Source organism: Mariluticola halotolerans, assembly GCF_021611515.1.
In the GTDB taxonomy this organism is placed as follows: domain Bacteria; phylum Pseudomonadota; class Alphaproteobacteria; order Rhizobiales; family Devosiaceae; genus Mariluticola; species Mariluticola halotolerans.
The window spans coordinates 2,522,325-2,547,177 of sequence record NZ_CP090960.1; the positions used below are offsets into that span (position 1 = coordinate 2,522,325).

At 59.0% G+C, this 24,853-nt stretch carries 22 protein-coding genes and 1 tRNA gene; 14 read left to right on the forward strand and 9 right to left on the reverse strand.

Translation table 11 applies throughout. The features are described from left to right. Positions 1 to 28: 28 nt before the first annotated feature. Both rpmA and L1P08_RS12025 read right to left on the reverse strand, forming a co-directional pair. Entirely contained in the window at positions 29 to 295 is a 267-nt protein-coding gene (rpmA, locus tag L1P08_RS12020) for a 50S ribosomal protein L27 (RefSeq protein WP_303617251.1), read from the reverse strand. Positions 296 to 312: 17 nt separating this feature from the next. Further along, the gene (locus L1P08_RS12025; protein WP_303617252.1) at positions 313 to 969 is read right to left on the reverse strand and encodes a 50S ribosomal protein L21; all 657 of its coding nucleotides are present in this window, start codon (positions 967 to 969) and stop codon (positions 313 to 315) included. A 381-nt stretch (positions 970 to 1,350) separates the two neighbouring features. Between L1P08_RS12025 and L1P08_RS12030 the strand changes: the two genes are divergently transcribed. The 7 genes from L1P08_RS12030 to L1P08_RS12060 all read left to right on the forward strand — a co-directional run bounded on the left by L1P08_RS12030 (position 1,351) and on the right by L1P08_RS12060 (position 8,380). Next, a tRNA-Ser gene (locus L1P08_RS12030) sits at positions 1,351 to 1,440 on the forward strand. Between the two features lie 312 nt (positions 1,441 to 1,752). Next, positions 1,753 to 2,727: a galactofuranose ABC transporter, galactofuranose-binding protein YtfQ gene (ytfQ, locus tag L1P08_RS12035; protein ID WP_438268414.1), complete on the forward strand. Its 975-nt coding sequence runs from the start codon at positions 1,753 to 1,755 to the stop codon at positions 2,725 to 2,727. Between the two features lie 97 nt (positions 2,728 to 2,824). Further along, complete coding sequence (locus L1P08_RS12040; protein WP_303617253.1) at positions 2,825 to 4,345, forward strand: sugar ABC transporter ATP-binding protein; 1,521 nt, start codon at positions 2,825 to 2,827, stop codon at positions 4,343 to 4,345. Next, the gene (locus L1P08_RS12045; protein ID WP_303617254.1) at positions 4,342 to 5,346 is read left to right on the forward strand and encodes an ABC transporter permease; all 1,005 of its coding nucleotides are present in this window, start codon (positions 4,342 to 4,344) and stop codon (positions 5,344 to 5,346) included. Before L1P08_RS12040 ends, L1P08_RS12045 begins: the two co-directional genes overlap by 4 nt. Further along, positions 5,343 to 6,320 (forward strand): galactofuranose ABC transporter, permease protein YjfF, encoded by a 978-nt coding sequence (gene yjfF / locus L1P08_RS12050; protein WP_303617255.1) that lies wholly within the window; start codon positions 5,343 to 5,345, stop codon positions 6,318 to 6,320. Before L1P08_RS12045 ends, yjfF begins: the two co-directional genes overlap by 4 nt. Position 6,321: 1 nt before the next feature. Beyond that, positions 6,322 to 7,059 (forward strand): FadR/GntR family transcriptional regulator, encoded by a 738-nt coding sequence (locus L1P08_RS12055; RefSeq protein WP_303617256.1) that lies wholly within the window; start codon positions 6,322 to 6,324, stop codon positions 7,057 to 7,059. 109 nt (positions 7,060 to 7,168) lie between these two features. Further along, positions 7,169 to 8,380: an MFS transporter gene (locus tag L1P08_RS12060; RefSeq protein ID WP_303617257.1), complete on the forward strand. Its 1,212-nt coding sequence runs from the start codon at positions 7,169 to 7,171 to the stop codon at positions 8,378 to 8,380. 55 nt (positions 8,381 to 8,435) lie between these two features. Here L1P08_RS12060 and L1P08_RS12065 read toward each other — a convergent pair whose 3' ends face one another. Both L1P08_RS12065 and L1P08_RS12070 read right to left on the reverse strand, forming a co-directional pair. Next, positions 8,436 to 10,337: an ABC transporter ATP-binding protein gene (locus L1P08_RS12065; RefSeq protein ID WP_303617258.1), complete on the reverse strand. Its 1,902-nt coding sequence runs from the start codon at positions 10,335 to 10,337 to the stop codon at positions 8,436 to 8,438. Further along, positions 10,334 to 12,205 (reverse strand): ABC transporter ATP-binding protein, encoded by a 1,872-nt coding sequence (locus L1P08_RS12070; protein ID WP_303617259.1) that lies wholly within the window; start codon positions 12,203 to 12,205, stop codon positions 10,334 to 10,336. Before L1P08_RS12070 ends, L1P08_RS12065 begins: the two co-directional genes overlap by 4 nt. Before the next feature lie 311 nt (positions 12,206 to 12,516). Between L1P08_RS12070 and L1P08_RS12075 the strand changes: the two genes are divergently transcribed. From L1P08_RS12075 to L1P08_RS12100, 6 genes are all read left to right on the forward strand, one after another. Next, on the forward strand, positions 12,517 to 13,317 hold the full coding sequence (locus tag L1P08_RS12075; RefSeq protein WP_303617260.1) for a DUF72 domain-containing protein: 801 nt from the start codon (positions 12,517 to 12,519) through the stop codon (positions 13,315 to 13,317). Next, positions 13,317 to 13,967, forward strand: a complete 651-nt coding sequence (gene alkB, locus L1P08_RS12080) for a DNA oxidative demethylase AlkB (RefSeq protein WP_303619564.1) — start codon at positions 13,317 to 13,319, stop codon at positions 13,965 to 13,967. The genes L1P08_RS12075 and alkB overlap by 1 nt, the downstream gene beginning before the upstream one ends. An 83-nt stretch (positions 13,968 to 14,050) precedes the next feature. Beyond that, positions 14,051 to 15,148, forward strand: coding sequence for a bifunctional DNA-binding transcriptional regulator/O6-methylguanine-DNA methyltransferase Ada (ada, locus tag L1P08_RS12085; protein WP_303617261.1), 1,098 nt, complete (start codon positions 14,051 to 14,053; stop codon positions 15,146 to 15,148). Then, positions 15,148 to 15,669, forward strand: a complete 522-nt coding sequence (locus L1P08_RS12090) for a methylated-DNA--[protein]-cysteine S-methyltransferase (RefSeq protein WP_303617262.1) — start codon at positions 15,148 to 15,150, stop codon at positions 15,667 to 15,669. Before ada ends, L1P08_RS12090 begins: the two co-directional genes overlap by 1 nt. A gap of 145 nt (positions 15,670 to 15,814) precedes the next feature. Beyond that, the gene (locus tag L1P08_RS12095; protein WP_303617263.1) at positions 15,815 to 17,269 is read left to right on the forward strand and encodes a phosphohexomutase domain-containing protein; all 1,455 of its coding nucleotides are present in this window, start codon (positions 15,815 to 15,817) and stop codon (positions 17,267 to 17,269) included. A gap of 8 nt (positions 17,270 to 17,277) precedes the next feature. Continuing rightward, positions 17,278 to 18,699 (forward strand): mannose-1-phosphate guanylyltransferase/mannose-6-phosphate isomerase, encoded by a 1,422-nt coding sequence (locus L1P08_RS12100; protein ID WP_303619565.1) that lies wholly within the window; start codon positions 17,278 to 17,280, stop codon positions 18,697 to 18,699. A 3-nt stretch (positions 18,700 to 18,702) separates the two neighbouring features. On the opposite strand, the gene L1P08_RS12105 is transcribed toward L1P08_RS12100, so the two are convergent. Both L1P08_RS12105 and L1P08_RS12110 read right to left on the reverse strand, forming a co-directional pair. Continuing rightward, a complete protein-coding gene (locus L1P08_RS12105) occupies positions 18,703 to 19,128 on the reverse strand; it encodes a VOC family protein (protein ID WP_303617264.1) in 426 nt (141 codons plus the stop codon). Between the two features lie 466 nt (positions 19,129 to 19,594). Then, positions 19,595 to 20,800: an alanine racemase gene (locus L1P08_RS12110; protein WP_303617265.1), complete on the reverse strand. Its 1,206-nt coding sequence runs from the start codon at positions 20,798 to 20,800 to the stop codon at positions 19,595 to 19,597. A gap of 222 nt (positions 20,801 to 21,022) precedes the next feature. On the opposite strand from L1P08_RS12110, the gene L1P08_RS12115 reads away from it, so the two are divergent. Further along, complete coding sequence (locus tag L1P08_RS12115) at positions 21,023 to 21,946, forward strand: DMT family transporter (RefSeq protein WP_303617266.1); 924 nt, start codon at positions 21,023 to 21,025, stop codon at positions 21,944 to 21,946. Between the two features lie 10 nt (positions 21,947 to 21,956). Here the strand turns inward: L1P08_RS12115 and L1P08_RS12120 are convergent, their stop codons facing one another. Genes L1P08_RS12120 through L1P08_RS12130 form a run of 3 tightly spaced genes read right to left on the reverse strand, consistent with a single transcriptional unit; the run spans position 21,957 to position 24,849 of the window. Further along, positions 21,957 to 22,754: an ABC transporter permease subunit gene (locus L1P08_RS12120; RefSeq protein WP_303617267.1), complete on the reverse strand. Its 798-nt coding sequence runs from the start codon at positions 22,752 to 22,754 to the stop codon at positions 21,957 to 21,959. Continuing rightward, positions 22,754 to 23,710 carry an ABC transporter permease subunit gene (locus L1P08_RS12125; protein ID WP_303617268.1) on the reverse strand — a complete coding sequence of 319 codons (957 nt, stop codon included), beginning with the start codon at positions 23,708 to 23,710 and terminating at the stop codon, positions 22,754 to 22,756. The genes L1P08_RS12120 and L1P08_RS12125 overlap by 1 nt, the downstream gene beginning before the upstream one ends. Further along, positions 23,707 to 24,849, reverse strand: coding sequence for an ABC transporter ATP-binding protein (locus tag L1P08_RS12130; RefSeq protein WP_438268465.1), 1,143 nt, complete (start codon positions 24,847 to 24,849; stop codon positions 23,707 to 23,709). Before L1P08_RS12130 ends, L1P08_RS12125 begins: the two co-directional genes overlap by 4 nt. Positions 24,850 to 24,853 lie beyond the last annotated feature (4 nt).

The following is a 24,853-nucleotide window of genomic DNA, read 5'->3' on the forward strand; positions in this document are numbered from 1 at the left end:
CCGGCAGGTGGGTGTCAGGTACCTGCCGTTATTCTGCGGCCTCTGCCGGGCTTACCGATACAAAGGTTTTGTCATTCGCGCGTTTGGCGAAGGTCACGGTGCCGTCGACGAGTGCAAAGATCGTGTGATCCTTGCCAAGGCCAACGCCGGTGCCCGGGTGCCACTTGGTGCCGCGCTGACGAATAATGATGTTGCCGGCGATGACGGTTTCACCACCGAACTTTTTTACGCCAAGACGACGGCCAGCGGTATCGCGACCATTGCGGGATGAACCGCCTGCTTTTTTATGTGCCATGGGTCAGCTCCTTCGCTTTATTTCTTGTCGGCCTTGGCGCGGGGTTCTTTGCCCGCGATCAGGTCGTTGGCCTGGTCGATCCACTCTTCGCGTTCGATCCGGCCCTTGAAGTTCAATTCTGCGTCAACCCGCTCGATATCTTCGGGCGTGAACGCGGCGATCTGCTTGAGCGAGGTCACGCCGAGCGCGGCCAGCTTTTTCTCGAGTGCCGGACCGACACCGCCGATCAGCTTCACGTCATCCTTGAAATCCGCTGTGGCGGTTTCCGCCTTGGCTGCGGGCTTGGCGTCTGCCTTGGCAGCTGCCGGCTTGGTTTCGGCCTTTGCGGCGGGCTTTTTGGCCGCAGCGGAAGGCTTCTTGCCACCGGTCAGGATCTCGGTGATGCGCACTGTCGTCAGCAACTGGCGATGGCCGTTGCGACGGCGATAATTGTGGCGACGGTTCTTCTTGAAGATGATGACCGTACGCTGCTTTTTGGTTTCCACCAGCTCGGCTGCAACCATTGCGCCTTCGATGAGGGGTTCACCAATTGTGATATCGGCGCCATTGCCCACCATCAACACATTGTCGAAGGTGACGATGTCGCCGGCTTCACCCTCAAGTTTTTCGATCTTGAGGACATCGTCAGCGGCAACTTTATATTGCTTGCCGCCAGTCTTGATTACTGCGAACATTTTTCGTTGTTCCGGAGCCTTTGGTCCGAAATCCCTTTCTTGCGCGCTTTGTGGCGCCACGAATAAAGCCGGTTTTCGTGGTCTTCTGGTGCACCGGACATCAGTTCCGGGCGGCAGCCTCAAGCAGCATTTATCATAAAGAAATGGGCGCGCCAGTTGCCCGGTACGCACATATGATGCGGCTTATCGGGGGAAATGGCGTCAGAGTCAAGGTTTTTGGGGCGGGTTGATTGCGGGGGGAGCAGAATTTCCGGCGGCGGTTTGTGCAAAAGAAGATGCATTTCGTGCAAATGGCGCGTTGCAAGGGAAATATCTCTATGTCATAAGCCTCACCGGCCTTGCCGACCAAGATGCTTTCGAGCGTAGCGGGGCCCCTAGAGTGGAGAGATGCCGGAGTGGTCGAACGGGGCGGTCTCGAAAACCGTTGAGCGCGCGAGCGTTCCCAGGGTTCGAATCCCTGTCTCTCCGCCATTTCCTTTTGACCGCTTGGCAATGTGATTGTCGCGACGCCGTTTTTGCGGCCCGGTCCTCCATTTCATATCGTGCTTTTTTGGACCTGTTTTTACGATCTGCGGGCCGGTTTGCCATGACGGCAAGCCGTTGAGCGTTGGCATGGGGTCGTGCAATTTTGGTGCATTTTTCCCGGAAACCTGCGGGTTTCAGCCGGTGCTTATGCGGGTGGGCGGGTCATAAATTTCATCTTTACATATAATATTACTTTATGTAGATTTCGCCCATCGTCGCAGGTGAACACACCGCTGCGATCATTTTTGGGAGGATATCGTGAACATTATTTTCAAGCTTGCCGTCGCGGCGAGCCTCGCTACCGCTTTGACTTCAGTCAGTGTCGCACAGGACAGCCTTAACGGGCTCGTCGTCGGTTTCAGCCAGATCGGTTCGGAATCGGGTTGGCGCGCGGCGGAGACATCTGTCACCAAGCAGCAGGCCGAAGAACGCGGCATTGACCTTAAATTTGCCGATGCCCAGCAGAAGCAGGAAAACCAGATCAAGGCCATTCGCGGCTTTATTGCCCAGGGCGTTGACGCGATCATGGTTGCGCCTGTTGTTGCCACAGGCTGGGACGACGTTCTGGGCGAAGCCAAGGAAGCCGAAATTCCGGTGATCCTGCTCGACCGCGGCGTTGATGCACCTGAAGATCTCTATCTCACATCGGTTGCCTCTGATCAGGTCAAGGAAGGCCGTGTGGCCGGCGAATGGCTGGTCGGCGCGGTGGGCGATGCCGACTGCAAGGTGGTTGAATTGCAGGGCACCGTGGGTTCTACCCCGGCCATCAACCGCAAACAGGGTTTCGAGGAAGCCCTTGAGGGACATGACAATCTGACCATTGCGCGCAGCCAGACGGGCGATTTCACCCGCTCGAAGGGCAAGGAAGTGATGGAAGGCTTCATCAAGGCTGAAAATGGCGGCGCCGATATTTGCGCGGTCTATGCCCATAATGATGACATGGCCGTTGGTGCCATTCAGGCAATCAAGGATGCCGGTTTGAAGCCGGGGACAGACATCAAGGTTGTCTCGATCGATGCCGTGCCGGATATTTTTGCGGCCATGGTTGCAGGCGAAGCCAATGCGACGGTGGAATTGACCCCGAATATGGCCGGGCCCGCCTTTGATGCACTTGCCGCCTATATTGCTGATGGCACTGTGCCTGAGAAGTTCATCATCACCGAGTCCAAGCTTTACACACCGGCTGATGACCCCCAGGGTGAATATGACACCCGCAAAGGTTTGGGCTATTAATCAGTCCTGACACTCTGGTCCCGCCGGTTCGCGCCGGCGGGACTTGCTGCGCGATACGGCTAGAATGGCGACGCGCGTTTCTGGGGGGAAAGCTGCAATGGCGGACAGCCAATACGTGATTGAAGCACGTGGGGTCATCAAGGTTTTTGGTGGCCATATTGCGCTCGATACGGTCGATTTCGGCGTATGCGCGGGCGAGGTACATGCGCTTCTGGGAGAGAACGGCGCGGGCAAATCCACCCTGATCAAGATTTTGACCGGCGCCTATCAGCCCGACGGGGGCGAAGTGCTGGTTGATGGCAGTCCGGTTGTGCTGGACAATCCCTTGCATGCTCAGACCCATGGCATTGGCACGGTCTATCAGGAGGTCAATCTCCTGCCCAACCGGTCGGTGGCAGAAAATCTCTATCTGGGCCATCAGCCCACCCGTTTCGGCCTGGTTGATCATCGCCGGATGGAGGCGGATGCGCGCAAATTGCTGACGCGCTATGGCCTTGACCAGGTGGATCCCGGCAGCGAGCTGGGCGGTCATTCGGTGGCTGTGCAGCAGATCGTGGCAATCGCGCGGGCCGTGGCACTTTCGGGCAAGGTGCTGATCCTTGATGAACCTACCGCGAGCCTTGACCGCAACGAGGTCGATCGATTGTTCGAGGTGATTGCCGATCTGAAACGCGATGGTCTGGCGATCGTTTTCATTACCCATTTTCTCGATCAGGTCTTTGCGATTTCCGACAGGGTTACGGTGCTGCGCAATGGCAAGCTGGTGGAGACCCGTCAGCTCGATTCTGTCAATCGTGCCGATGTTGTGCGCCTGATGCTGGGCAAGGACATTGCCTTTAGCGGGGCCACCGATGTCGAGCTTGAGAGGCCCGGCAATGAAGTGCTGCTTGAATTCAAGGGGTTCGGCCGCCGGAAAGCTGTTCACCCCTTTGATCTGACCATTCAAAAGGGTGAGGTTATTGGTGTTGCCGGGCTGCTCGGCTCGGGGCGCACAGAGATGGCCCGCATCATGTTTGGTGCCGATCCTGCTGACCAGGGCGAGCTGCGGATCAGCGGCGCGGCCGCCAGTATCCAGAACACCAGTGATGCCATTGGCCACGGTTTTGGCTTTTGCCCGGAGGACCGCAAGGCTGAGGGCATATTGGGTGATTTGTCGGTGCGCGAAAACATCATCATCGCGCTGCAGGGCAAGCTGGGCTGGTTCCGCGCCCTAGACCGGGATGAGCAACTCGAGATCGCGGGCAAGTTTGGTGAATCAATGGATATCAGGGCCGCCTCCCTCGACATGCCGGTCAAGCTGCTATCCGGGGGCAATCAGCAAAAGGTCATTCTCTCGCGCTGGCTGGCGACGGACCCCGCCTTTCTTATTCTCGACGAACCGACCCGCGGGATTGACGTGGGGGCGCATGCGGAAATCGTGCGGACGATCAACCGGTTGCGCGACGATGGCATGGCGATGCTCGTCATCTCCTCGGAGCTTGATGAGGTGGTTGCCTATTCATCACGCATTGTGGTGATGCGCGACCGCGAAGTGGTCGCCGAACTGCGCGGCAAGAACATCAATCCCGGCGTGATCGTGCAGGCCATCGCCAATAACCCTGACGAGGTGGTTTCATGAAGCGGAATTCGTTTGCCCGCCTGGCCAATCCGCAAGTGATGGCGCTGGCCGGTGTCTTGCTGATCAACTGGCTGCTGTTTCCCAGCTTTTTCAATGTCACCTGGCAGGATGGCCGATTTTTCGGCAGCCTCATTGATGTGCTCAACCGGGGTGCGCCGGTTGCCATTCTGGCCATTGGCATGACCGGTGTTATCGCCACCAAGGGGGTCGACCTTTCCGTGGGCGCGATCATGGCGGTGTGCGGTGCGGTTGCGGCGACCATGGTGGTTGCCGGCTATCCGACACCTGTGGCGATCATCGGCGCCCTGTCGGTTGGCATGCTGTGCGGCCTTTGGAACGGCTTTCTTGTGGCCGTTCTCGATATTCAGCCGATTGTGGCCACGCTGGTGCTCATGGTTGCGGGGCGCGGTATTGCCCAGTTGATCACCGAAGGTTCAATCGTCACCTTCAACGACCCGGCGCTGATTTTCATTGGTACCGGTTCCCTGCTCGGTTTCCCCATGGCCGCCGTCATTGCGCTGGCCTTGCTGATTCTGGTGACAATGCTGGTGCGCAAGACGGCGATCGGCCTGTTCATCCAGGCGATCGGTGTCAACCGGGCCGCCGCTTCGCTGGCGGGCATTCGCAGCCGTATGCTGCTGATGCTGGTTTATGGGTTGTCGGGATTTTGTGCGGCCGTTGCCGGTATCGTGGTTGCAGCGGACATTCGCGGGGCTGACGCCAATAATTCGGGTCTCTGGCTGGAGCTTGATGCCATTCTAGCTGTGGTCATCGGGGGCACGTCCCTGCTGGGCGGCCGCTTTTCCATTCCGCTTGCCGTTATCGGCGCGCTGATCATTCAGGCCATGAATACCGGTATCCTGGTTTCGGGCTTTCCGCCTGAATTCAATCTCATCGTCAAGGCCGGCATGATCATCCTGATCCTTTTGATCCAGTCGCCCTATGTGACATTGCCGTTCCGGCGGCGTCGCTCAACCATTACCAAGGCGGCCTCGTCATGAAGCGCAGTTTACGCCCCCTGGCGGCTACCGCCGTTATCTTCATTATCGCCTATGCCCTCAGCGTGGTGCAGTTCCCCAATATGCTCTCGACACGGGTGCTGGGCAATTTTCTCACCGATAATGCCTTTCTCGGTATTGCCGCTGTTGGCATGACCTTTGTCATCATTTCAGGTGGTATCGACCTGTCGGTGGGGTCGGTTATTGGTTTCACCGGCGTGCTGATTGCCGTTTTGATCAACTGGCTGGGTTTCCACCCGCTGGCGGCCTTTGTCATTGCGCTTGGGGTTGGCGGCCTGTTTGGCGCGGCCATGGGGTTTATTATCCACTATCTGCAGGTGCCCGCTTTCATTGTGACTTTGGCCGGGATGTTTCTGGCGCGGGGCGGTGCATCCGTCATTACCCAGGACTCTGTGCCGATCCGTCACGAGTTTTATGAAACGCTGGGCGATTTGATGATCCGGCTTCCCGGCGGCGGGCGTCTCAGCTTTATCGGCATGCTGATGATTGTGGTCTTTCTCGGCGGGGCGCTGCTTGCCCACCGGACCAAGTTCGGTTCCTATGTTTATGCACTGGGGGGGAATCCGGTCTCTGCATCACTGATGGGCGTACCGGTGGCGCATACGACAGTGCTGATATATATGCTCTCCAGCATGCTGGCGGCCTTGGCGGGAATTGTGTTTTCGCTTTATACGTCGGCGGGCTATCCGCTTGCTGCAGTCGGGGTCGAACTCGATGCAATCAGCGCGGTGGTGATCGGGGGCACATTGTTGACCGGGGGCTATGGCTTCGTGCTGGGCACTTTTGTGGGTGTCATGCTGCTGGGACTGGTGCAAACCTACATCATTTTCGATGGTACGCTGTCGAGCTGGTGGACAAAGATCGTCATTGGCGTCCTGCTGTTCTTGTTCATCGTGCTGCAGCGAATTATATTTGCGACCTCCAATTCCGGAGGGGAATCGTCCGAGAAGGCCTAGTATGATCGAAGCTGGCAGCCTTATTCGCTCTCTCTCCGGGCGACCTGCTGCGCGCAACTTCCACACCTTCGTCATCAATGAAATCGGCCATGGCATTGTCACAGGTCAGTTTCCTGTTGGCTCGGTTCTGGCCAGCGACGCGGTGATGATGGAAACCTATGGCGTTTCGCGCACGGTTCTGCGCGAGGCCCTCAAAACCCTGGAAGCCAAGGGGATGGTTGAAGCGCGCCCCAAGGTCGGCACGCGGGTGACCCCCACCAATCGCTGGAGCTTTTTTGATCCGCAGGTGCTGTCCTGGCATTTCTATGCCAAACCGGACCAGCGGTTTTTCGAGAGCCTGTTTGATGTGCGCAATGCATTGCAGGAACGCGCGGTGCGCCTTGCCGCCGAGCGCCGCACCGCCGAACATGTGCGCCTGATGAAATACTGGCTGCACCAGATGGAACTTGCCAATGGCAATCTGGAGGCACATGGCCTGTCCGGACTGGAAATTCACCGGACGATTGCCGAAAGCTCGGGCAATGCCCTGCTGCGTTCGGTGACGGGCATTGTGGAACTGACCATGGCCCTGGCATTGAAATCGCTAGGTGACGACAAGGACAACCCTTATCTCTGTGCCGGAATTGCGGCCTATACCGAACTTGTTGCCGCGATCGAAAAGGGGCTGCCGGATGCGGCGGCGGCGGCGCTTGAAACTCTGATCAATCTCGATAATACGCAAGCGGCCCTGCTGCTTTAATATATCCGGCGGGTTTTGCATCGAGGTGGTGTGCGCCCTATACACATTGCCAGTTCGATGGGTGACCTGTATCGTTCCATGCTGGTTTTGCCTTTGGGATATTTTCAACATGGTTGCTATTGGTGTCGCGCCTGAAAGGGCTGCGCAAAAAACTTCGCTTGCAGTAATTTTTGCCGTCAGCGCGTCGCATTTGCTCAATGATTTGATGCAGTTCATTTTGCCGGCGCTCTATCCGTTACTCAAAGATGCCTACAATCTTGACTATCTGCAGATCGGGCTGATTACGCTTGCCCAGCAGATGACGGCATCGATTTTGCAGCCCGCAGTGGGCCTTTATGGCGACATGAAGCCAAAGCCCTATTGGCTGGCGACATCAATGTTGTTTGCGCTGGCCGGAGTTGTGCTGGTGGCAACCGCCAATAGCTTTGGGCTGCTGGTGCTGGCGGCGATGGTTGGCGGGGTTGGCTCGGCTATTTTCCATCCAGAGGCATCTCGTGTGGCGCGCATGGCTTCGGGCGGGCGCCGCGGGTTTGCGCAGTCGCTGTTCCAGGTCGGGGGCAATCTGGGGACAGCGCTCGGCCCGCTGGCTGCCGCATATTTCATTCTGCCGCGCGGGCAGGGCAGTGTGGGCTGGTTTGCGTTTGTGGCCATCGGCGCGCTGATTATTCTGGGTGCCGTGGGCCGGTGGTTTGCCGGGCAGCAGCGCATGACCACCGCCAAACAGGTGACAGAGACAGTTGAATTCGTGCTGTCGCGGAAGCGGGTTATTGCCGCTTTTGCGGTGATCGGCGCACTCTTGTTGTCGAAATACGTCTATATCTCGTCGATCATGAGCTATTTCAGCTTCTTTCTGATCGAGAAGTTCGGGGTAACGGTGGCCCAGGCGCAGATTTATCTGTTTCTGTTTTTGGGTGCGCTTGCGGCAGGCACGTTTGTGGGGGGGCCGCTGGGTGATCGCTTTGGCCGGCTCACGGTGATCTGGTGCTCGATCCTTGGGGCCTTGCCCTTTACCCTGCTCATGCCACATATGAACCTTGTGGGGACGGCGTTTGTCTCAGTTGCCGTGGGGCTGGTGTTGTCTTCCGCCTTTGCGGCAATCGTTGTTTACGCGCAGGATCTGATTCCGGGCAAAGTGGGGATGGTTTCGGGCTTTGTGTTTGGCTTTGCCTTTGGCATGGGCGCGATCGGCGCGGCGGTGCTGGGCGCACTGGCCGATCAATTCGGCATTATTGCAGTGTTCAACATGTGTTCGGTCTTGCCGGTGCTGGGGCTTTTGACGGTCTTTTTGCCCAGGATGGAAGCGGGCCATCGGGGCCGGTGATCTCCTGCAGACCAATGCGGGCCGGTGCCGGATATCCCGGCACTGGCGCTGGCTGTCAGGTCTGGGAATCGGGCGCTTCATTTTCCGTCAATTCGGCGTCTGGAATGTCGTCGAATGAGGAATAGTTGAGATTGTAGAGTTTTGAATAAAGGCCAGCCTTCTCCATAAGCTGATCGTGATTGCCGTTCTCGATCATCTGGCCGTTTTGCAGAACAATAATACGATCGGCGCCGCGAATGGTGGCTAGGCGGTGGGCGATGACAAGACCGGTGCGCCCTTCGAGCAAGGTGACCAGCGCTTTCTGGATCAGCATTTCGGTATAGGAATCGATATTGGCCGTGGCCTCGTCGAGGACGAGGATTTTGGCGTCGGCCACAAGCGCCCGGGCGAAACTGATGAGCTGGCGCTGGCCGAGGGAGAGATTGCCGCCGCGCTCGCCCAGTTCCGTTTCATAACCCTCGGCAAGGCTCATGATGAAATCATGGGCACCGACAGCTTTTGCCGCCGCGACCACATCGTCCATTGTCGCCTCGGTCTTGCGATAGCGGATATTTTCGAACACCGAGCCGGTGAAGAGGAACGGTTCCTGCAAGACCATGGCGATCTGCTGGCCAAGGGATTCCTGGGTCACGTTGCGCACATCATGGCCCCCGACCAGCACCTGGCCTTCCTGAATATCGTAGAAGCGATGGATCAGCGCCATGGCGCTTGATTTGCCGGAACCGGTGGGGCCGACAAGGGCGACGGTTTCGCCGGGATTGACCTTGAAGCTGACGTTTTTCAGCACCGGGTGTTCGGGATTATAGCCGAAGGTGACGTTTTTGAATTCGACCGAACCATCCATGTCCGCGGAGAGGGCGTGGGCATTGGGGGCGTCCTTGACGTCGACCGGCACGTCGAGCACTTCGGTCAGGCGCTGGCCGGAGGCCATGGCGCGCTGCATGACCGAATATTGCATGGTCAGCGAGCGGATCGGATCAAAGAAGCGCTGGATATAAAACAGGAAGGCGACCATGACGCCGACATCGAGCTTGTCCGAGAGGACCATGGAACCGCCGACAACGACCAGCACGGCCATGGCAAGCCCGGTGAGAGAATCGACAATCGGCACCATGACCTGGGCGAATTTGGCGGCGGTCAGGTGGCTGCGCAGATTGGTGCGGGCCTTGTCGTCGTAAAGGGTGAAATTGACCTGCTGGCGATCCATGCTCTGGACGGCGCGCACGCCATGAATGGCTTCGGCCAAAGCACCATTGGCGACCGAATTGGTTTCATGGGCGGCCATGAAGGCCTTGCGGGCGCGGGGCAGCCAGAAAATGCGCACGATAAACAGCACCGGCAGCACCGAAAGGGTGAGCAGGCCAAGGCGGAAATCGAGCCAGAGCATGACAAAGACAATGCCGAACAGCAAAACAATGTCGCCGACCGAGAGCACCGAGGTTTCAAGGAATTCCTGCATGGAATTGACGTCGCCCTGCAGCCGCGACATCAGCCGGCCCACCTCGGTCTTGTCCATGAAGGAGAGCGAGACATATTGGAGATGCGCAAACATGGCGCGCCGCATGTCGAATAAGACGTTCTCGGCGACCTTGCCCACTACGGTTTCCTGGATCTGGCTTGCGCCGTAATTGATCAGGATGGCAATGCCGAAAAACACCACGGCCCAGGTGAGTTCGCTATGGCTGCCGTTTTCTGGCGCCATGCCATTGTCGATGGCGTAACGGATGATCAGCGGGATCATCAGCTGGGTGCCAGTGAAGGTCAGGACGGCTAAGACCGCGAGGAGCATTTTCAGCTTGTAGGGCTGCACAAAGGCCCAGATGCGCCGGACAATCCGGCGGTCAAACACCTTGCCGAACATTTCCTCTTCAATGCGATGCGAGCCGACAACGGCGCGCGGCGGGCGGCGGCCATCGTCGCGCACGTCATTGCGTTCGGTTTCAAATCCGCCGGTCATCGCCTTGTCCCCTCCGGCCCGTCCAGCATTTCATCGCCGGGGCGGACCTGTAATTCATAAAGCGCTGTGTAGCGGCCATTAAGGGCAAGCAATTCGTCATGGGTGCCCTGTTCGACAATTTTGCCATCCTCGAGAAAAAGAATGCGGTCGGCATGCATGAGCGAACTCAGGCGATGGGCCACAACGATAGTGACCCGATCCTCGGCATGTTCGCGCATAGCACCGCGCATGCGTTGTTCGGTGCCTGCATCGATGGCGGCGGTTGAATCATCAAAGACCAGAATGGCCGGTTTCAGCATCAAGGTGCGGGCAATCGAGAGGCGCTGGCGCTGACCACCGGAGAGCGAGACACCCCGTTCGCCGACAATGGTGTCATAGCCTCTGGGCAGGCCGAGCACGTAATTATGCAATTGCGCCGATTCACTGGCCCGCTCGATGCGCCGGTCCTTGGCCCAGGGATCGCCATAGGCAATGTTGTTTTCGATTGTGGTGGTGAAGAGGAACGCATCCTGCTGCACTACGGCCACGGCTTGGCGCAGGGACTGGAGCGTCAGGTCGCGGATGTCCTGCCCGTCAATGGTAATGCGCCCGTCCGTGACATCGTAAAAGCGCGGGAGGAGATGGGCGAGGGTCGACTTGCCACTGCCCGGGGGGCCGACAATGCCGATGGTTTCGCCGCGATGGGCGGTGAAGGAGAGGCTGGATAGCACTTCGCGGTCGGGCGCTGCGGGATAGGCAAAGCTGACATTGTCGAAGCGCAGTTCGCCCTTGGTCAGATCAAGAGGTTTTGCATCGGGCGCATCGCGGACGGCGATTTCGAGATCGAGCAGGCCGAACAGGCGGGTGCCGCAGGTGGAGGCGCGGGCAAAGGAATTGACCATCATGCCAAGCTGGCGCACCGGCATTTGCAGAATGGTCATGAAGGTGAGGAAGGAGGCGAGAGTGCCGACCGTGATCTCGCCGTCAATCACCTTGTTGCCGCCGACCCAGAGCACCAGACCCATGGCGAGAAAGAATGAAAAGGTCATGGCGCTGGTATTGCGCACACGAATGCCGACCCGGTCATGGGCAAGGCCCAGGGCGCTTTTCGAGGCTGTGTCGAACTTGAATAGTTCGTGGGCCTGGGCGGCGAAAGCCCGGACAACGCGGATGCCGCCCAGATTTTCCTCCATCACCCGCGAGAGCACAGAGAGGCGCTGTTGCAGGTCAAGCCAGGTGGCGCGCAGGCGCAACTGGGTGACCGATGAGCGCCAGGCCACAAAGGGCACAAAGCTGAGGGCGACAAGGCCAAGCACAAGATCGGTGGACAAGAGCATATAGGCGCCCACCCCGATCAACACGCTGAGCAACACCACACGGATGAGACCGGTGGAGAAGAACATGCGCACGCCCTCAAGATCGAGCATGCCGATGGTGATCAGATCGCCGGAATGGACGCTGTCATGAAACGAGAAGCTGAGCCGCTGGATTTTTTCATAACAGGCGATGCGCAATTCATAGCCGATATTGTGGCCCACGGATTCGGCGAAATAGTTTTGCAGCATGGTGAAAAGACCGCGCAGCACGCTGACCAGCAAAAGGATCATGGCGGTGGTCCACAAAGCGGCTTCAGCGGCCTCCCCGGCGCTGCCCCCGGCAAAGGCTGTCTGGGTCTGGTCGACCGCGATGCCGAGCAGGCGCGGGATGATCAATTGCAGGGTAGCGGCCACAAGGGTGGAGCCGATGGCAAGGCTGACCTGAAAGGGGTGGCGCAGGGTCATGCGGATGATCCGCACCAGAATATTCAGCCCCCGGCCCCAGCCGGCGGCCTCAACATGCGCGAGCGAAGCCGATAACTTCGTCGCGCTGCTTGACGCATCGCTGCTCAACGGTTTTCCAAACTAGCTAAATGCCCGGACTAGTGGCCCGAAGGTTTTGGACATGGTCCGGCAGGATTATTCACTCGCCACAACAGGGTTGCCGATTTTTTGAAACGTTTCAAGAGGTAAGACGGATTTATGACACGCATTCGTGCCGGAATGTACGGAAGTGTCAGGAGGGTTCGAGGCGGGTATTGAGCGGGAGCTTGCCGCGGACCTATAGTGCTGTGTGTGGCCAATTGGACCGCAAGAAACCGGGTGCCGGTACGGGTTGAGACATGGCAGACACCCTTGCAGCAAAGTGAGAAAAGAGGCGGCCGATGAGTGAACCGAAAATCAGGATTGGCATTGGCGGCTGGACCTATGCGCCCTGGCGCGGTGCGTTTTATCCCAAGGACGTCACCCAGAAACGCGAGCTGGAATATGCCAGTCGGCAGCTCAGTTCCATTGAGGTCAATGGCACCTATTACGGTTCGCAAAAACCGGAGAGTTTTGCCAAATGGCATGATGAGACGCCGGATGATTTCATGTTCGCGCTCAAGGGGCCGCGCTTTGCCACCAACCGGCGGGTGCTGGCCGAGGCGGGCGAATCGATTGAGCGGTTTTTGTCGAGCGGCATTACCGAACTCAAGCACAAGCTTGGCCCGATCAACTGGCAATTCATGGGCACGAAGAAATTCGATCCGCAAGACTTTGAAGGCTTTTTGAAACTCTTGCCGAAATCGGTCGACGGACTGGCTTTGCGCCATGCGGTTGAGGTGCGGCACGACAGTTTCCGGGTGCCGGAATTTATCGCATTGGCGCGGGAATATCAGGTGGCGGTGATTGTCGCCGGTGATTCTGATTTTCCGCAAATTGCTGATGTGACGGCACCATTCGTTTATGCCCGTATCATGGGCACGAATGAAGCGGATAATGGCTATGATGATGCAGCGCTTGATCAATGGGTGGAGCGCGCCCGGCTTTGGGCGTCGGGTCAGGTGCCCGAGGGTCTGGAGACCGCAACGGAGCCGTCAGCAGACGGTGTTCAGCGTGAGGTGTTCCTCTATGTCATCTCCGGTTTCAAGGAACGCAATCCGGCGGCGGCCATGGCGATGATTGAACGGCTGAACGCGAAATGATGGATGACCTGTTCGGCGATGACCCGCCCGCCGAACCCCGGCGGGAAGAGCTGGGGGAAGGGGCGGTGCTATTGCGCGGCCGGGCGTTGACGGATGAGGCCGCCTTGCTCGACGGGCTGGAGGCGGTGATCGCCGAGGCCCCGTTCCGGCACATGGTGACGCCGGGCGGTTTTGAGATGTCTGTCGCCATGAGCAATTGCGGGCCCTTCGGCTGGGTTACGGATCGTCGTGGCTATCGCTATCAGGCTGAGGATCCGCTAAGCGGCAAGCCTTGGCCTGAAATGCCAGACGTGTTTCGCGATCTGGCCGAAGGCGCGGCGGTTGAGGCCGGTTATCCCGGTTTCACTCCCGATGCCTGTTTGATCAATTGCTATCAACCGGGCGCGCGCATGTCGCTGCATCAGGACAAGGATGAGCACGATTTTGTCCATCCTATTGTCTCGGTATCGCTCGGGCTTGCGGCCATGTTCCAGTTTGGCGGCATGAAGCGGAGCGACCCGGTCAGGCGCATCCCCCTGCTGCATGGCGATGTGGTGGTCTGGGGCGGGCCGTCGCGCCTGTTCTATCACGGGGTATTGGCGCTCAAGGACGGCAACCATCCCAAGCTTGGGGCACGGCGGATCAATCTGACGTTCCGGCGGGCGCAGTAAAGAGAGTTTGAGCGCAAGCGGCGGAGTGTCCGGCTTGCGGGACGCGCCTACAAGGTGGCAGGATCAGTCGAGGGATTGTAGAAATGCACCTTAACAATGACAGCGTTTTATCACGGAAGGCGGCAGAGGTGATGGCCAGCGAACAGGACCCGCGCTGGACCGCGATCATCAATCGTGACCCCGCCTATGATGGCGTTTTCGTTTATGCGGTGAAAACGACGGGGGTCTATTGCCGCCCGACCTGCGCCGCCCGCCTGGCGAATGTGGAAAACGTCGCCTTTCACGACAATCCGGCAGCGGCGGAAAAGGCGGGGTTTCGCCCCTGCAAACGCTGCAAGCCGGATGGCGTCGCCCCCGCCACAGAACAGGCGGCGTTGATCGCTGCGGCCTGCCGGCAGATTACCGCCGCCGAAACCCTGCCCAGCCTTGCAATACTCGCCAAAACGGCAGGGCTCAGCCCCTATCATTTTCACCGCCTGTTCAAATCCATCACCGGGCTGACGCCGAAAGCCTATGGCATGGCCGCGCGCAGCGAAAAGATGCGGGCGGCACTGGAGGCGGGCACGAGCAGTGTCACCGCCGCCATCTATGAAGCGGGGTTCAATTCCAATAGCCGGTTTTATGAAAGTTCCAAGGCCGTCCTCGGGATGACGCCCAGCGCCTATCGCGCGGGCGGGGTGGATACGGAAATCCGTTTCGCCATTGGGGCGAGTTCGCTTGGGGCTATTCTGGTGGCGCAGAGTGCGCAGGGGGTTTGCGCCATCCTGATTGGCGATGATCCCGAAATGCTGGTGCGGGACCTGGAGGATAAATTCCCCAAGGCGGTGCTGGTTGGCGGCGATGCCGATTTCGAGACTTTGGTGGCCCGGGTGGTCGGCTTTGTCGAAGCACCGGGGCTGGGGCTGGACCTGCCGCTTGATATTCGCGGCACCGCGTTTCAGCAAAGGGTATGGCAGGCGCTGCAGGCGATCCCTGCCGGTGCGACCGCGAGCTATGCCGATATCGCCCGGGCCATTGGCACGCCCAAGGCGGTGCGGGCGGTGGCCGGGGCTTGTGCCGCGAACATGATCGCGGTGGCCATCCCCTGTCACCGGGTGGTGCGCACTGATGGCGCGCTTTCCGGCTATCGCTGGGGGGTGGCGCGTAAGCAGGCGCTGCTGGATCGGGAAGCCGGGGTCTGATGCAACAGCTGGCGGTTGAAACCGTTGCGACGCCGCTGGGTGATTTTCATCTGGTTGCCGACCCGCAGGGGCGTTTGCGCATTGCCGAATTTGCCGATCAGCCGGCGCGGTTGCAGCGCCTGTTAGCGCGGCAGTTTGGCAAAGCCGGGTTTCAATTGCAGGCGGGGGCGATAGACCCTGCCTTTGCTGCAGCGCTTTCCGCCTATTTTGCCGGACAGCTCACGGCCTTGTCCGCGCTCAGCACAGCGGCAGGCGGCACGCCGTTTCAGCAAAGCGTCTGGGCGGCCTTGCATCAAATCCCGCCGGGCCAGAATTCAACTTACGGGTCTCTCGCCATGGCGATTGGCAAGCCGTTGGCGGCCCGGGCGGTGGGGCATGCCAATGGGGCTAATCCGCTCAGCATTATTGTCCCCTGCCACCGATTGGCCGGAGCCAATGGTGCCTTGACTGGTTATGGCGGCGGTTTGGCGCGCAAGCGCTGGCTGCTCGATCATGAAGCGCGTCATGGCCCCGGCATTTAGCTTTTCAGGTTGCGAAAAGATGGTGGCAATATCTGAGTTTTAGGTGCAAGTTTTTTGTCGGGTCTTGCCTCATGGGCCGCCCGGCTTTACCCCTTGATCCGGGCGCGCGGGTGAACCGCATTCTTGGATTATTACGGGAAAACTCATGTCACTGGCAGAGCAGATCGATTTTGGCACCTCCGGGTTGCGGGGGCGGGCTATGGGTTTTACCGGCCAGAATATCGCTGCCTATATCGGGGCCTTTCTGGAGCATGTGGTTGGCGATGCCGGGCCGAAGCGGGTTTATGTCGGGGCTGATCTACGCGCCTCCAGTCCACAGATCGCCGCGGATTGTCTGGCGGCGATCAAGGCAGAGGGCTGGGATGTGGTTTATGCGGGCAATGTGCCCACACCGGCGCTCGCCGCCTATGCCCTGATGGAAAAATGCCCGGCCTTGATGGTGACGGGCAGCCATATTCCGGAAAATTACAACGGGATCAAATTCTATCGCCGTGATGGCGAATTGATGAAGAATGACGAGGCGCCGATGCGGGCCGCAGCAGCGAAACGGCTGGAAGATCCGCGCACCCTCTTGCCGCTCGAACTGCCGGTGCCCAATCCCGATATTGCCCGGGCCTATGTGGGGCGGTTCACCCTCGCTTTTGCCTCCAATGCGCTGGCCGGGTTGCGGCTTGGTGTTGATCTGCATTCAGCGGTCGGGCGCGATCTTTTGGTGGAAATCCTGACAGCGCTTGGGGCGGAATGCCTGCCCTTCCGCCGCTCGGCCCATTTCATTGCCGTTGATACCGAAGCGCTGAGCGCCGAGGACATTGCCCGCGCCAAGACCATGCTGGCCGAACACAAGCTCGACGCCATTGTCTCGACGGACGGTGACGGGGACCGGCCCCTTCTGATCGATGCGCGGGGCCGGCAGGTCAATGGCGATGTTCTTGGGGCGTTGACGGCGCGACGTCTTAACATTCCCGTTGTGGTGACGCCGCTGTCGTCCACCAGTGCGATTGAACAATCGGGATGGTTCACAACGGTTGTGCGGACCCGCATTGGTTCGCCCTATGTTGTGGCGGCCATGTCGCATGCGGCGACGTTTGGGGATGCCGTGGGCGGGTTTGAGGCCAATGGCGGATTTCTGCTCGAAAGCGATCTTGATCTGGGCCCCGGACGGTTGGCGCGCTTACCGACCCGTGATGCGCTTTTGCCGCTGATCTGTGTTCTGGCGGATGCAGTTGAAAAAGATTTGCCTGTGTCGGGCCTCGTCGACGATCTTCCGGCCCGGTTCATGCAGGCGGACCGGTTAAAGCAAGTCAGCCCTGAGCGCGGGCGGGGTTTTCTGGCGGCGATGGCGGGGTCGGCAGAGGCGCGGGCCCAGGTCGACCCGCGGTTGGCGACGCCGCTTGAAGTCGATAGGCTGGATGGCGTGCGCATGAGTTTTGCCGATGGCAGCATTGTGCATTTCCGGCAGTCGGGCAATGCGCCGGAATTGCGCTGTTATGTGGAGACAGGGTCGCGCCGGTCGACAGGGGTGATGCTGAAACAGATCGTTGGCGGGCTGGAAGCTTTTCTGGCAGCAGATAATATGGGCCCACAGGAGTTCGAGGCGTGAGTGGTGATATGGGGTTGATCGTTCCGGTCATTCTGGCGGGCGGCAAGGGGACGCGGCTATGGCCAATGTCCCGCGTTGCGCGGCCAAAACAGTTCCTGCCGCTGACCGGCGATCTCAGCCTTTATCAATTGACGCTGGAGCGCTTGCAGGACCCGACGCGCTATGCGGCCCCGATCGTCATTACCAATGCGGAATACAGGTTTCTCGTCGCTGAACAGGCGCTGGAATGCGGGATAGATCTGGCAGCCATCCTGCTCGAGCCGGTAGCGCGCAATACCGCAGCAGCGATTGCTGCGGCCAGTCTGGTGGCGGTGGCCGACGGCACCGACCGGCTGATCCATGTGCTGGCGTCCGACCATGATATTACAGTCGATGATGCCTATCTGACGGCTATCGATTGCGCCCGGGCCAGTGCGGCGACGGGAAGGCTGATGACTTTCGGGATTACTCCGACCGAGCCGGCAACCGGCTTTGGGTATATCGAGGCCGGTGCAGCAGAGGCGGGGGGCGCGCATGCGGTCAGCCGGTTTGTGGAAAAGCCGGATGTGGCGCGGGCCACAAAAATGGTGGCCTCGGGCAATTATTACTGGAATTCGGGCATGTTCCTTTTTTCCGCATCGGCCTTTCTTGGGGAATGCGAAAAGCTGGCGCCGGACGTTTACGCAGCCGCCAGCGGCGCGGTGGAGCGTGCGGAGAAAGACCTTGATTTCATCCGGCTTGAGGCCAAAAGCTTCGCGGCCGCCCCGGATATTTCCGTCGATTATGCCATCTTTGAAAAGACTGATCTGGCCTCGGTCGTGCCCTCACCCATCCGCTGGTCGGATCTTGGGTCATGGGATGCGGTGTGGAAGGTCAGCGTGCAGGATGCCGCGGGCAATGTGCAGCGCGGTCCCGCAAGTCTCAGCGACACCACCAATTCGCTGGTCGTCTCGGAGAAACTGCATGTGGCGGTCAACGGGCTCGACGATGTGGCCGTGATTGCCAGCGAGGACGCGGTTTATGTGGGACGTCTTTCCGAGGCGCAAAGCGTTGGGGCCGTGGTCAAGGCGCTTAGCGCCGATGCGGCAACGCTGGGACTGACCGAGACGCACCAGACGAGCTACCGGCCCTGGGGCGGGTATTCCTCGGTGCTCAATGGCGAGCGGTTTCAGGTCAAGCGGCTATTCGTCAAGCCGGGCAAGCGCCTGTCCTTGCAGCGTCATCACCATCGTTCCGAACACTGGGTTGTGGTGCGCGGCACGGCTGAAGTGCAGATCGGCGACAAGACCATGCAATTGGGCGAAAATGAAAGCGTCTATATCCCGCAGGGCGAAGTGCACCGGCTGACCAATCCGGGCAAAATCCTGCTCGAATTGATCGAGGTGCAGACCGGCTCCTATCTGGGCGAAGACGATATCATCCGTCTTGAGGATGTGTTCGGGCGGACCTGATTGTCACCAATGCGCCACGCGATCGCCCCCGGTGAACTGGGCGCTGGCCGGGGTATATTGAAACAGCTCGATTTTCACCCCATTGGGATCGGTGATCCAGGATTGCCAGGTGTCGTCGCAGCCCTTGGATTTGTTGCGCGCTTCAACGCCCTCAGCGCGGATATGGGCGATGGCTGCATCCATATCGATGACCTCGAAACAGATGTGATTGATCTGGTTGGTTTCGGCGAACTGGCTTTCTGACTTGTGAAACACCTCGATATGGGTGTCGCCACCGGCATCGAGATAATAGCCGAACACCTTGCCGTCGCGGGTAAAGTTGAACAGCTTGTCAAAGCCCAGAACCTGTTTGTAGAAATCCGCAGTCTTGTCGAGATCATGCGCAAAAATGCAGGCATGGGCGATCTGTTTGACGATTCTCTGGCTCATGGTTTCCCCTCCCCGAGTGATAATGTGCCTTTCCGGGCTATGGCGTGACCCGGATAATATCCATCTGTATTAACGTTATTACAGCAGGTCGGGCAAGGGGGAGCTTGCGGTCCTTTCTTCTCCGTCCCCCTTGTGGGGAGGGATCAAGGGTGGGGGTCGGCCCGAAGGGCCAAACAAAGAGTCTTGGGGATATCGGTGAATACGGTGCGTGCTGCTCCACCCCACCCGACCCGGCTTTGCCGGACTTTGCCATTCGGCCATCGGCCTCATGGCCTTCTCCCCTCCAGTCGTGCCACTGGCACGTCTGGCCCTTGCGGGACGGATCGAAGTCCCCATCAAGGGGAGGGAAAAGGAGGGATACCGAATGCTCAGATGCGCCCCTTAGGGCGGGCACCTGTTGCTCTGGATCGCCACGGCGCTGCGCGCCTCGCGATGACGAAGGCTGTTGTCCGCAATCCCTGATCGGTTAGCGCAGAACGATTTCCAGCGGATGGGCGTGGCTGAGGAAGTCTAGATGCGACATGGAATAGCCATAGGCCCCGGCGAGGCCGAAAACGGCAATGTCACCGATTTCGGCGCGGTCGACATGAATGTCCTTGGGGGCCAGCTTGTCGGCGGTATTGCACAAGGGCCCGCCGATAAACACGCTTTCATTATCGGCCACTTCCTGTCCCTCAAAAATCTGGGGGCGGTGCATGGGGATAATGGTCAGCGGGTGATTGATGCCCAGCGCCACCGGGCGGCGGAACTGGTGGGCACCGCCGGCGCAAATCACCTGTTTCTTGCCAAGGCTGTGTTTGATGTCGAGAATTTCGGTGCAATACCAGCCACTGTCGGCGGTCAGGTAACGGCCCAGTTCGAGCACGAACTGGCGATCGTTAAAGCCGAATTTGTCGATCATGCCCTTAAGGCTTTTGGCATAGGTTTCGGGAGAAAAGTCATTACCGGTTTCAAGATAATCGATGCCGAAGCCGCCGCCGAAATCGATGATGTCGCAGCGCACGCCCTGATAGGTATCCTCGACACGGCGGGCGAGGTTGAACACCAGTTCGCAATTTTTCAGCAGGTCCTTGATCTCAAGAATACCCGAGGCGGAATAGACATGCAGGCCGCGGAAATTGAGATGCGGCAGGGCGAGGATTTGCGGCAGGATCTCGTTGAGGCGGCTTTCGTCAACGCCGAGCTTGGAACTGTCGCCGGAGAAATTGGCCTGCGCCCCGTGAATATGGAAATTGGGATTGACCCGGACCAGAATATCCTGGGTCTGGCCAAGTGTTGCGCAGATGGCTTCAAGCCGGTGGGCTTCGGTCAGGGATTCGATATGGACGGTCTCGATCCGGTTGGAGACGCTCCAGGCGAGTTCCTCTGGCGATTTGCCCGGGCCGGTGAAAATCAGCGCTTCCGGGCTGAAACCGGCATCAACCGCTTTTTGCGCTTCGCCGAGGCTGGCGATCTCGATGCCATGGGCGTCGGATTCGCCGGCGGCGACCAGAAAGGCGTTATGCGGGTTGGCTTTCATCGCATAATAAATGCGGACATTTTCCGGCAAAAGCGCTTTGAGATTCTTGATTTTGCCGCGCATGGGCGCGGTATCATAAAGATAGAAGCTGCGCTGGGCCGGCGTTTCGGCGTGCTTGCGGATGGCGGCAAGAATATGCGGTTGCAGTTGCATTGAATTTCCCGATTCGTAACGGTCCGGTTACTAGCTCATGATTGTGGCGGGACTGCTCGCATGAAAACAGCCGCGCGCCAAGTTATTCGTTTGTCCCCCGGCATTTCCCGGTCGCCCGGTTATGGGTTTGGCATTGACGGGCGCTGAATAAAAGCCAATTCTATCACTAACATTTCAGTCAGATCACCGATTTTACGGTGCAGAATCAAGTTGTGCCGTTCCATGTTGCGCCCGCCTGCCGCCATTAAGCCCATTGAAGACAAAAGCCTTTTGGGTATCTCCATGATGCTGGTGGCGGTGCTGTTGTTCACCGGCGTGGATATTTCGGCGAAGTGGCTGGTGCTGTCGGGTGTGCCCTCGCTTGAGGTGGTGTTCGCCCGCTATTCGGTGCATCTGGTCATCGTTCTGGCCGTGTTCGTGCCCACCCAGGGTCTGGCCCTGTTTCGCACCCATAGTCCGAAACTTGAACTTGTCCGGGCCCTGTCGCTGTTGTTTTCGACGGTCACCAATTTCATTGCCGTGCGCTATCTGCCGCTGACAGTGACGGGATCGATCGTTTTTGCCATGCCGATGATTCTGACGGTGCTGTCCGTGCCGATACTGGGGGAACGTGTGGGTTGGCGACGCTGGCTGGCGATCATTGCCGGGTTTGCCGGGGTGTTGATTATTGTCCGGCCGGGCGGCGAGACTTTTCATCCGGCGATCTTTTTGTCGCTTATCTCGGTCACCTGCTATGCGTTCTACAATATCTTCAATCGCAAGCTGGCCGGGGTGGATTCACCTTATACCCAGCAGCTTTATTCGGCGCTGATTGCCACCTGCTGCATTGCGCCTTTTGCGTTTTCGGCCTGGGTCTGGCCCCAGGACGGGGCGGGCTGGGTGGCGTTTTTTGCCCTTGGGATTTTCGGCGGGGTGGGGCATTTGCTGCTGACCATGGCGCACCGGCTGGCGCAGGCGTCAACCCTTGCGCCCTTTGTCTATCCGCAGATCATCTATCTGACGGCCGCCAGCTGGCTGATCTTTGATCAGGCACCGGATGCGGCGGTTTTCATCGGCGCGCCGATTGTGATCGGCGCCGGGCTTTATATCTGGCTGCGGGAAAAGCAGCTTGCCGTCAAACCGACCCTGGCCGCACCCGTTCGATAGGCCTTGTCTCTCAGGTTTTGGGCCGGCGCCACATCTGCAGTGTGGCGATGACCACACCCAGCGCCACCACACCGATAATGATGGTGGCGAGGGCATTGATATCCGGGCTGACGCCGAGGCGGATTTTCGAGAAAATCACCATGGGCAGGGTGGAAGAGCCGGGGCCGGAGACAAAGCTGGCAATCACCAGATCGTCGAGCGACAGGGTGAAGGCCAAGAGCCAGCCCGACACAAGGGCTGGGGAGATGATCGGCAGGGTAATGTCGAAAAACACCCGGACCGGTGTTGCTCCCAGATCCTGCGCGGCCTCTTCCAGCGCCACATCAAGATCGGCGAGGCGGGATTGCACCACCACGGTGACAAAAGCCATGCACAAGGTTGCGTGGGAGAGGACAATCGTCAAAACGCCGCGTCCGCCGGGCCAGCCGAACATGGATTGCATGGCGACAAACAACAGCAGCATGGAAAGACCGATAATGACATCGGGCATGACAAGGGGGGCGGTGACCATGCCGGTCAAAAGGGTTCTGCCCCGGAACCTTCTGAAACGGGTGAGGGCGACAGCGGCAAGGGTGCCCAACACCAATGCCAGCGAGGCGCTGAGAGCGGCGATGACAAGGCTGAGGCGCGCGGCATCGATGATCTGGCTGTTCTGGAACAGTTCGCCATACCATTTGGTGGAGAAGCCGCCCCAGACTGTGACAAGCCGTGACTCGTTGAAGCTGAAAATGACCAGCGAGATAATCGGGGCATATAAAAAGATGAAGCCGAGAATGGTTGCGGTGGTCAGAAGCCAGCGGCGGCGCATCAGCGGTCTCCTGCGATATTGGCTTCGACATTGCGCATGAACATGATCGGCAGCACCACAGCGATCAGCATGGCGATGGCAACGGCGGAGGCCACGGGCCAGTCGCGGTTGGAGAAGAACTCATCCCAGAGCACGCGCCCGATCATCAGGGTGTCCGGGCCGCCGAGGAGGGCCGGAATGACGAACTCGCCAATGGCTGGAATAAAGACCAGCATGGAACCGGCTATGATACCGGGCAGGGACAAGGGCAGGGTGACGGTGAAAAAGGTCGTCATCGGGCGGGCCCCGAGATCGGCTGCGGCCTCAAGCAGCGCTTCGTCGAGCTTCACCAGATTGGTATAGAGCGGCAGGATCATGAAGGGCAGATAGGTATAGACGATGCCGACATAAACGGCGAAATCGGTCTGCAGCATGGGCAGCGGATCGCTGATAATGCCGGTGCTCATCAGGAAATTGTTGATGACGCCATTGCTCTTGAGAAAACCGATCCAGGCATAGACCCGCAACAGGAAAGACGACCAGAAGGGCAAGATCACCAGCATCAGCAGGATATTGCGGTAGCGTTCGCCGGACCGGGCGATGAAATAGGCCATCGGGTAGGCGATCAGCAGGGCGATCAGGGTGGAGAAAGCGGCGATCTTGATCGAGCTGAGATAGGCTGAGATATAAAGCGGATCATCCAGCAGGAACTGGAAATTGCCGAAATTGAGGGTGACGATCATGCGCCCGTCCGCGGTCCATTCGAGAATGGGCAAATAGGGCGGGCTGGCAAGGGTGATTTCGGACAGGGCGATTTTGGCGACCACCGCGAAGGGGATCAGAAAAAAGATCAACAGCCAGAGCGTGGGGGCGGCAATGACCAGGGTGCGCCCTGAAACACCAACATGGCCGAGGGCTCTGGCGATCAGGCTCCAGGGCCTGGTTTTTATGGTTTGTGTCGCCTCCGCCTGGCTCATGAGGTCAGCACCACGCCGCCGGTATCGCCCCATGACAGATAGACGGTTTCATCCCAGCGGATTTCATCAATGGCGCCGCGCTCGGTATTGGGCTTGGTGACCTGGATGTGCTTGCCGCTCTCCAGGGTGACCCGGTAAATCGACATGTCGCCAAGATAGACAATGTCCTCGACCAGCCCCTTGGTGAAATTGGCATCGCCTTCGGGCTTGTTGCGCTGGAGGCGGATTTTTTCCGGGCGCAAGGCAAACCAGAGCGTCTGGTCGGGCGCGCAGGCGACGCCATGACCGACATAGATATCGCAACCGGCTTCAGCCGAGCGGATGCGGATATGGTCCTGTTCGTCCTCGATCACCCGGCCCTCGAACATATTGACTGACCCGATAAAGCCGGCCACGAAGCGCGAATTGGGATATTCATAGATTTCGCGCGGTTCGCCGATCTGGGCGATATAGCCCTCATCCATTACCCCGACCCTTGTGGCGAGCGACATGGCCTCTTCCTGATCGTGGGTGACGACGATGAAGGTGACCCCGAGGGTTTCCTGAATCTTGACCAGTTCGAACTGGGTTTCCTCGCGCAGCTTCTTGTCGAGTGCGCCAAGCGGTTCGTCGAGCAGCAGCAATTTGGGGCGGCGGGCGAGAGCGCGGGCCAAAGCCACGCGCTGGCGCTGGCCGCCTGACAATTGATGCGGCTTGCGCGTGCCGTAATTATCGAGTTTGACCAGTTTGAGCAGGTCAGCGACGCGGCCATTGATCTCGTCCCGGGCCATGCCATGGCGCTTGAGACCATAGGCGATATTGGCCGCGACATTCATGTGCGGGAACAGGGCATAGGACTGGAACATCATATTGACCGGGCGGGCATAGGGCGGCACCCCGGCCATGTCCTGCCCGTCAATCTCGATTGTGCCCGAGGTCATGTCCTCAAACCCCGCGAGCATGCGCAACAGTGTTGATTTGCCCGAGCCGGATCCGCCCAGAAGACAGAACAATTCGCTTTTGAAAATATCGAGCGAGACATTGTCGACGGCGGTGACGTCGCCGAATTTCTTGGTGACGTTGCGAATGCGCACGAAGGGTTTGGCGTTGCTGTCGCGCCAGGGTCTGGCTTCGGCAGCGATGGGCTGGTTGCTGTTCACGTCA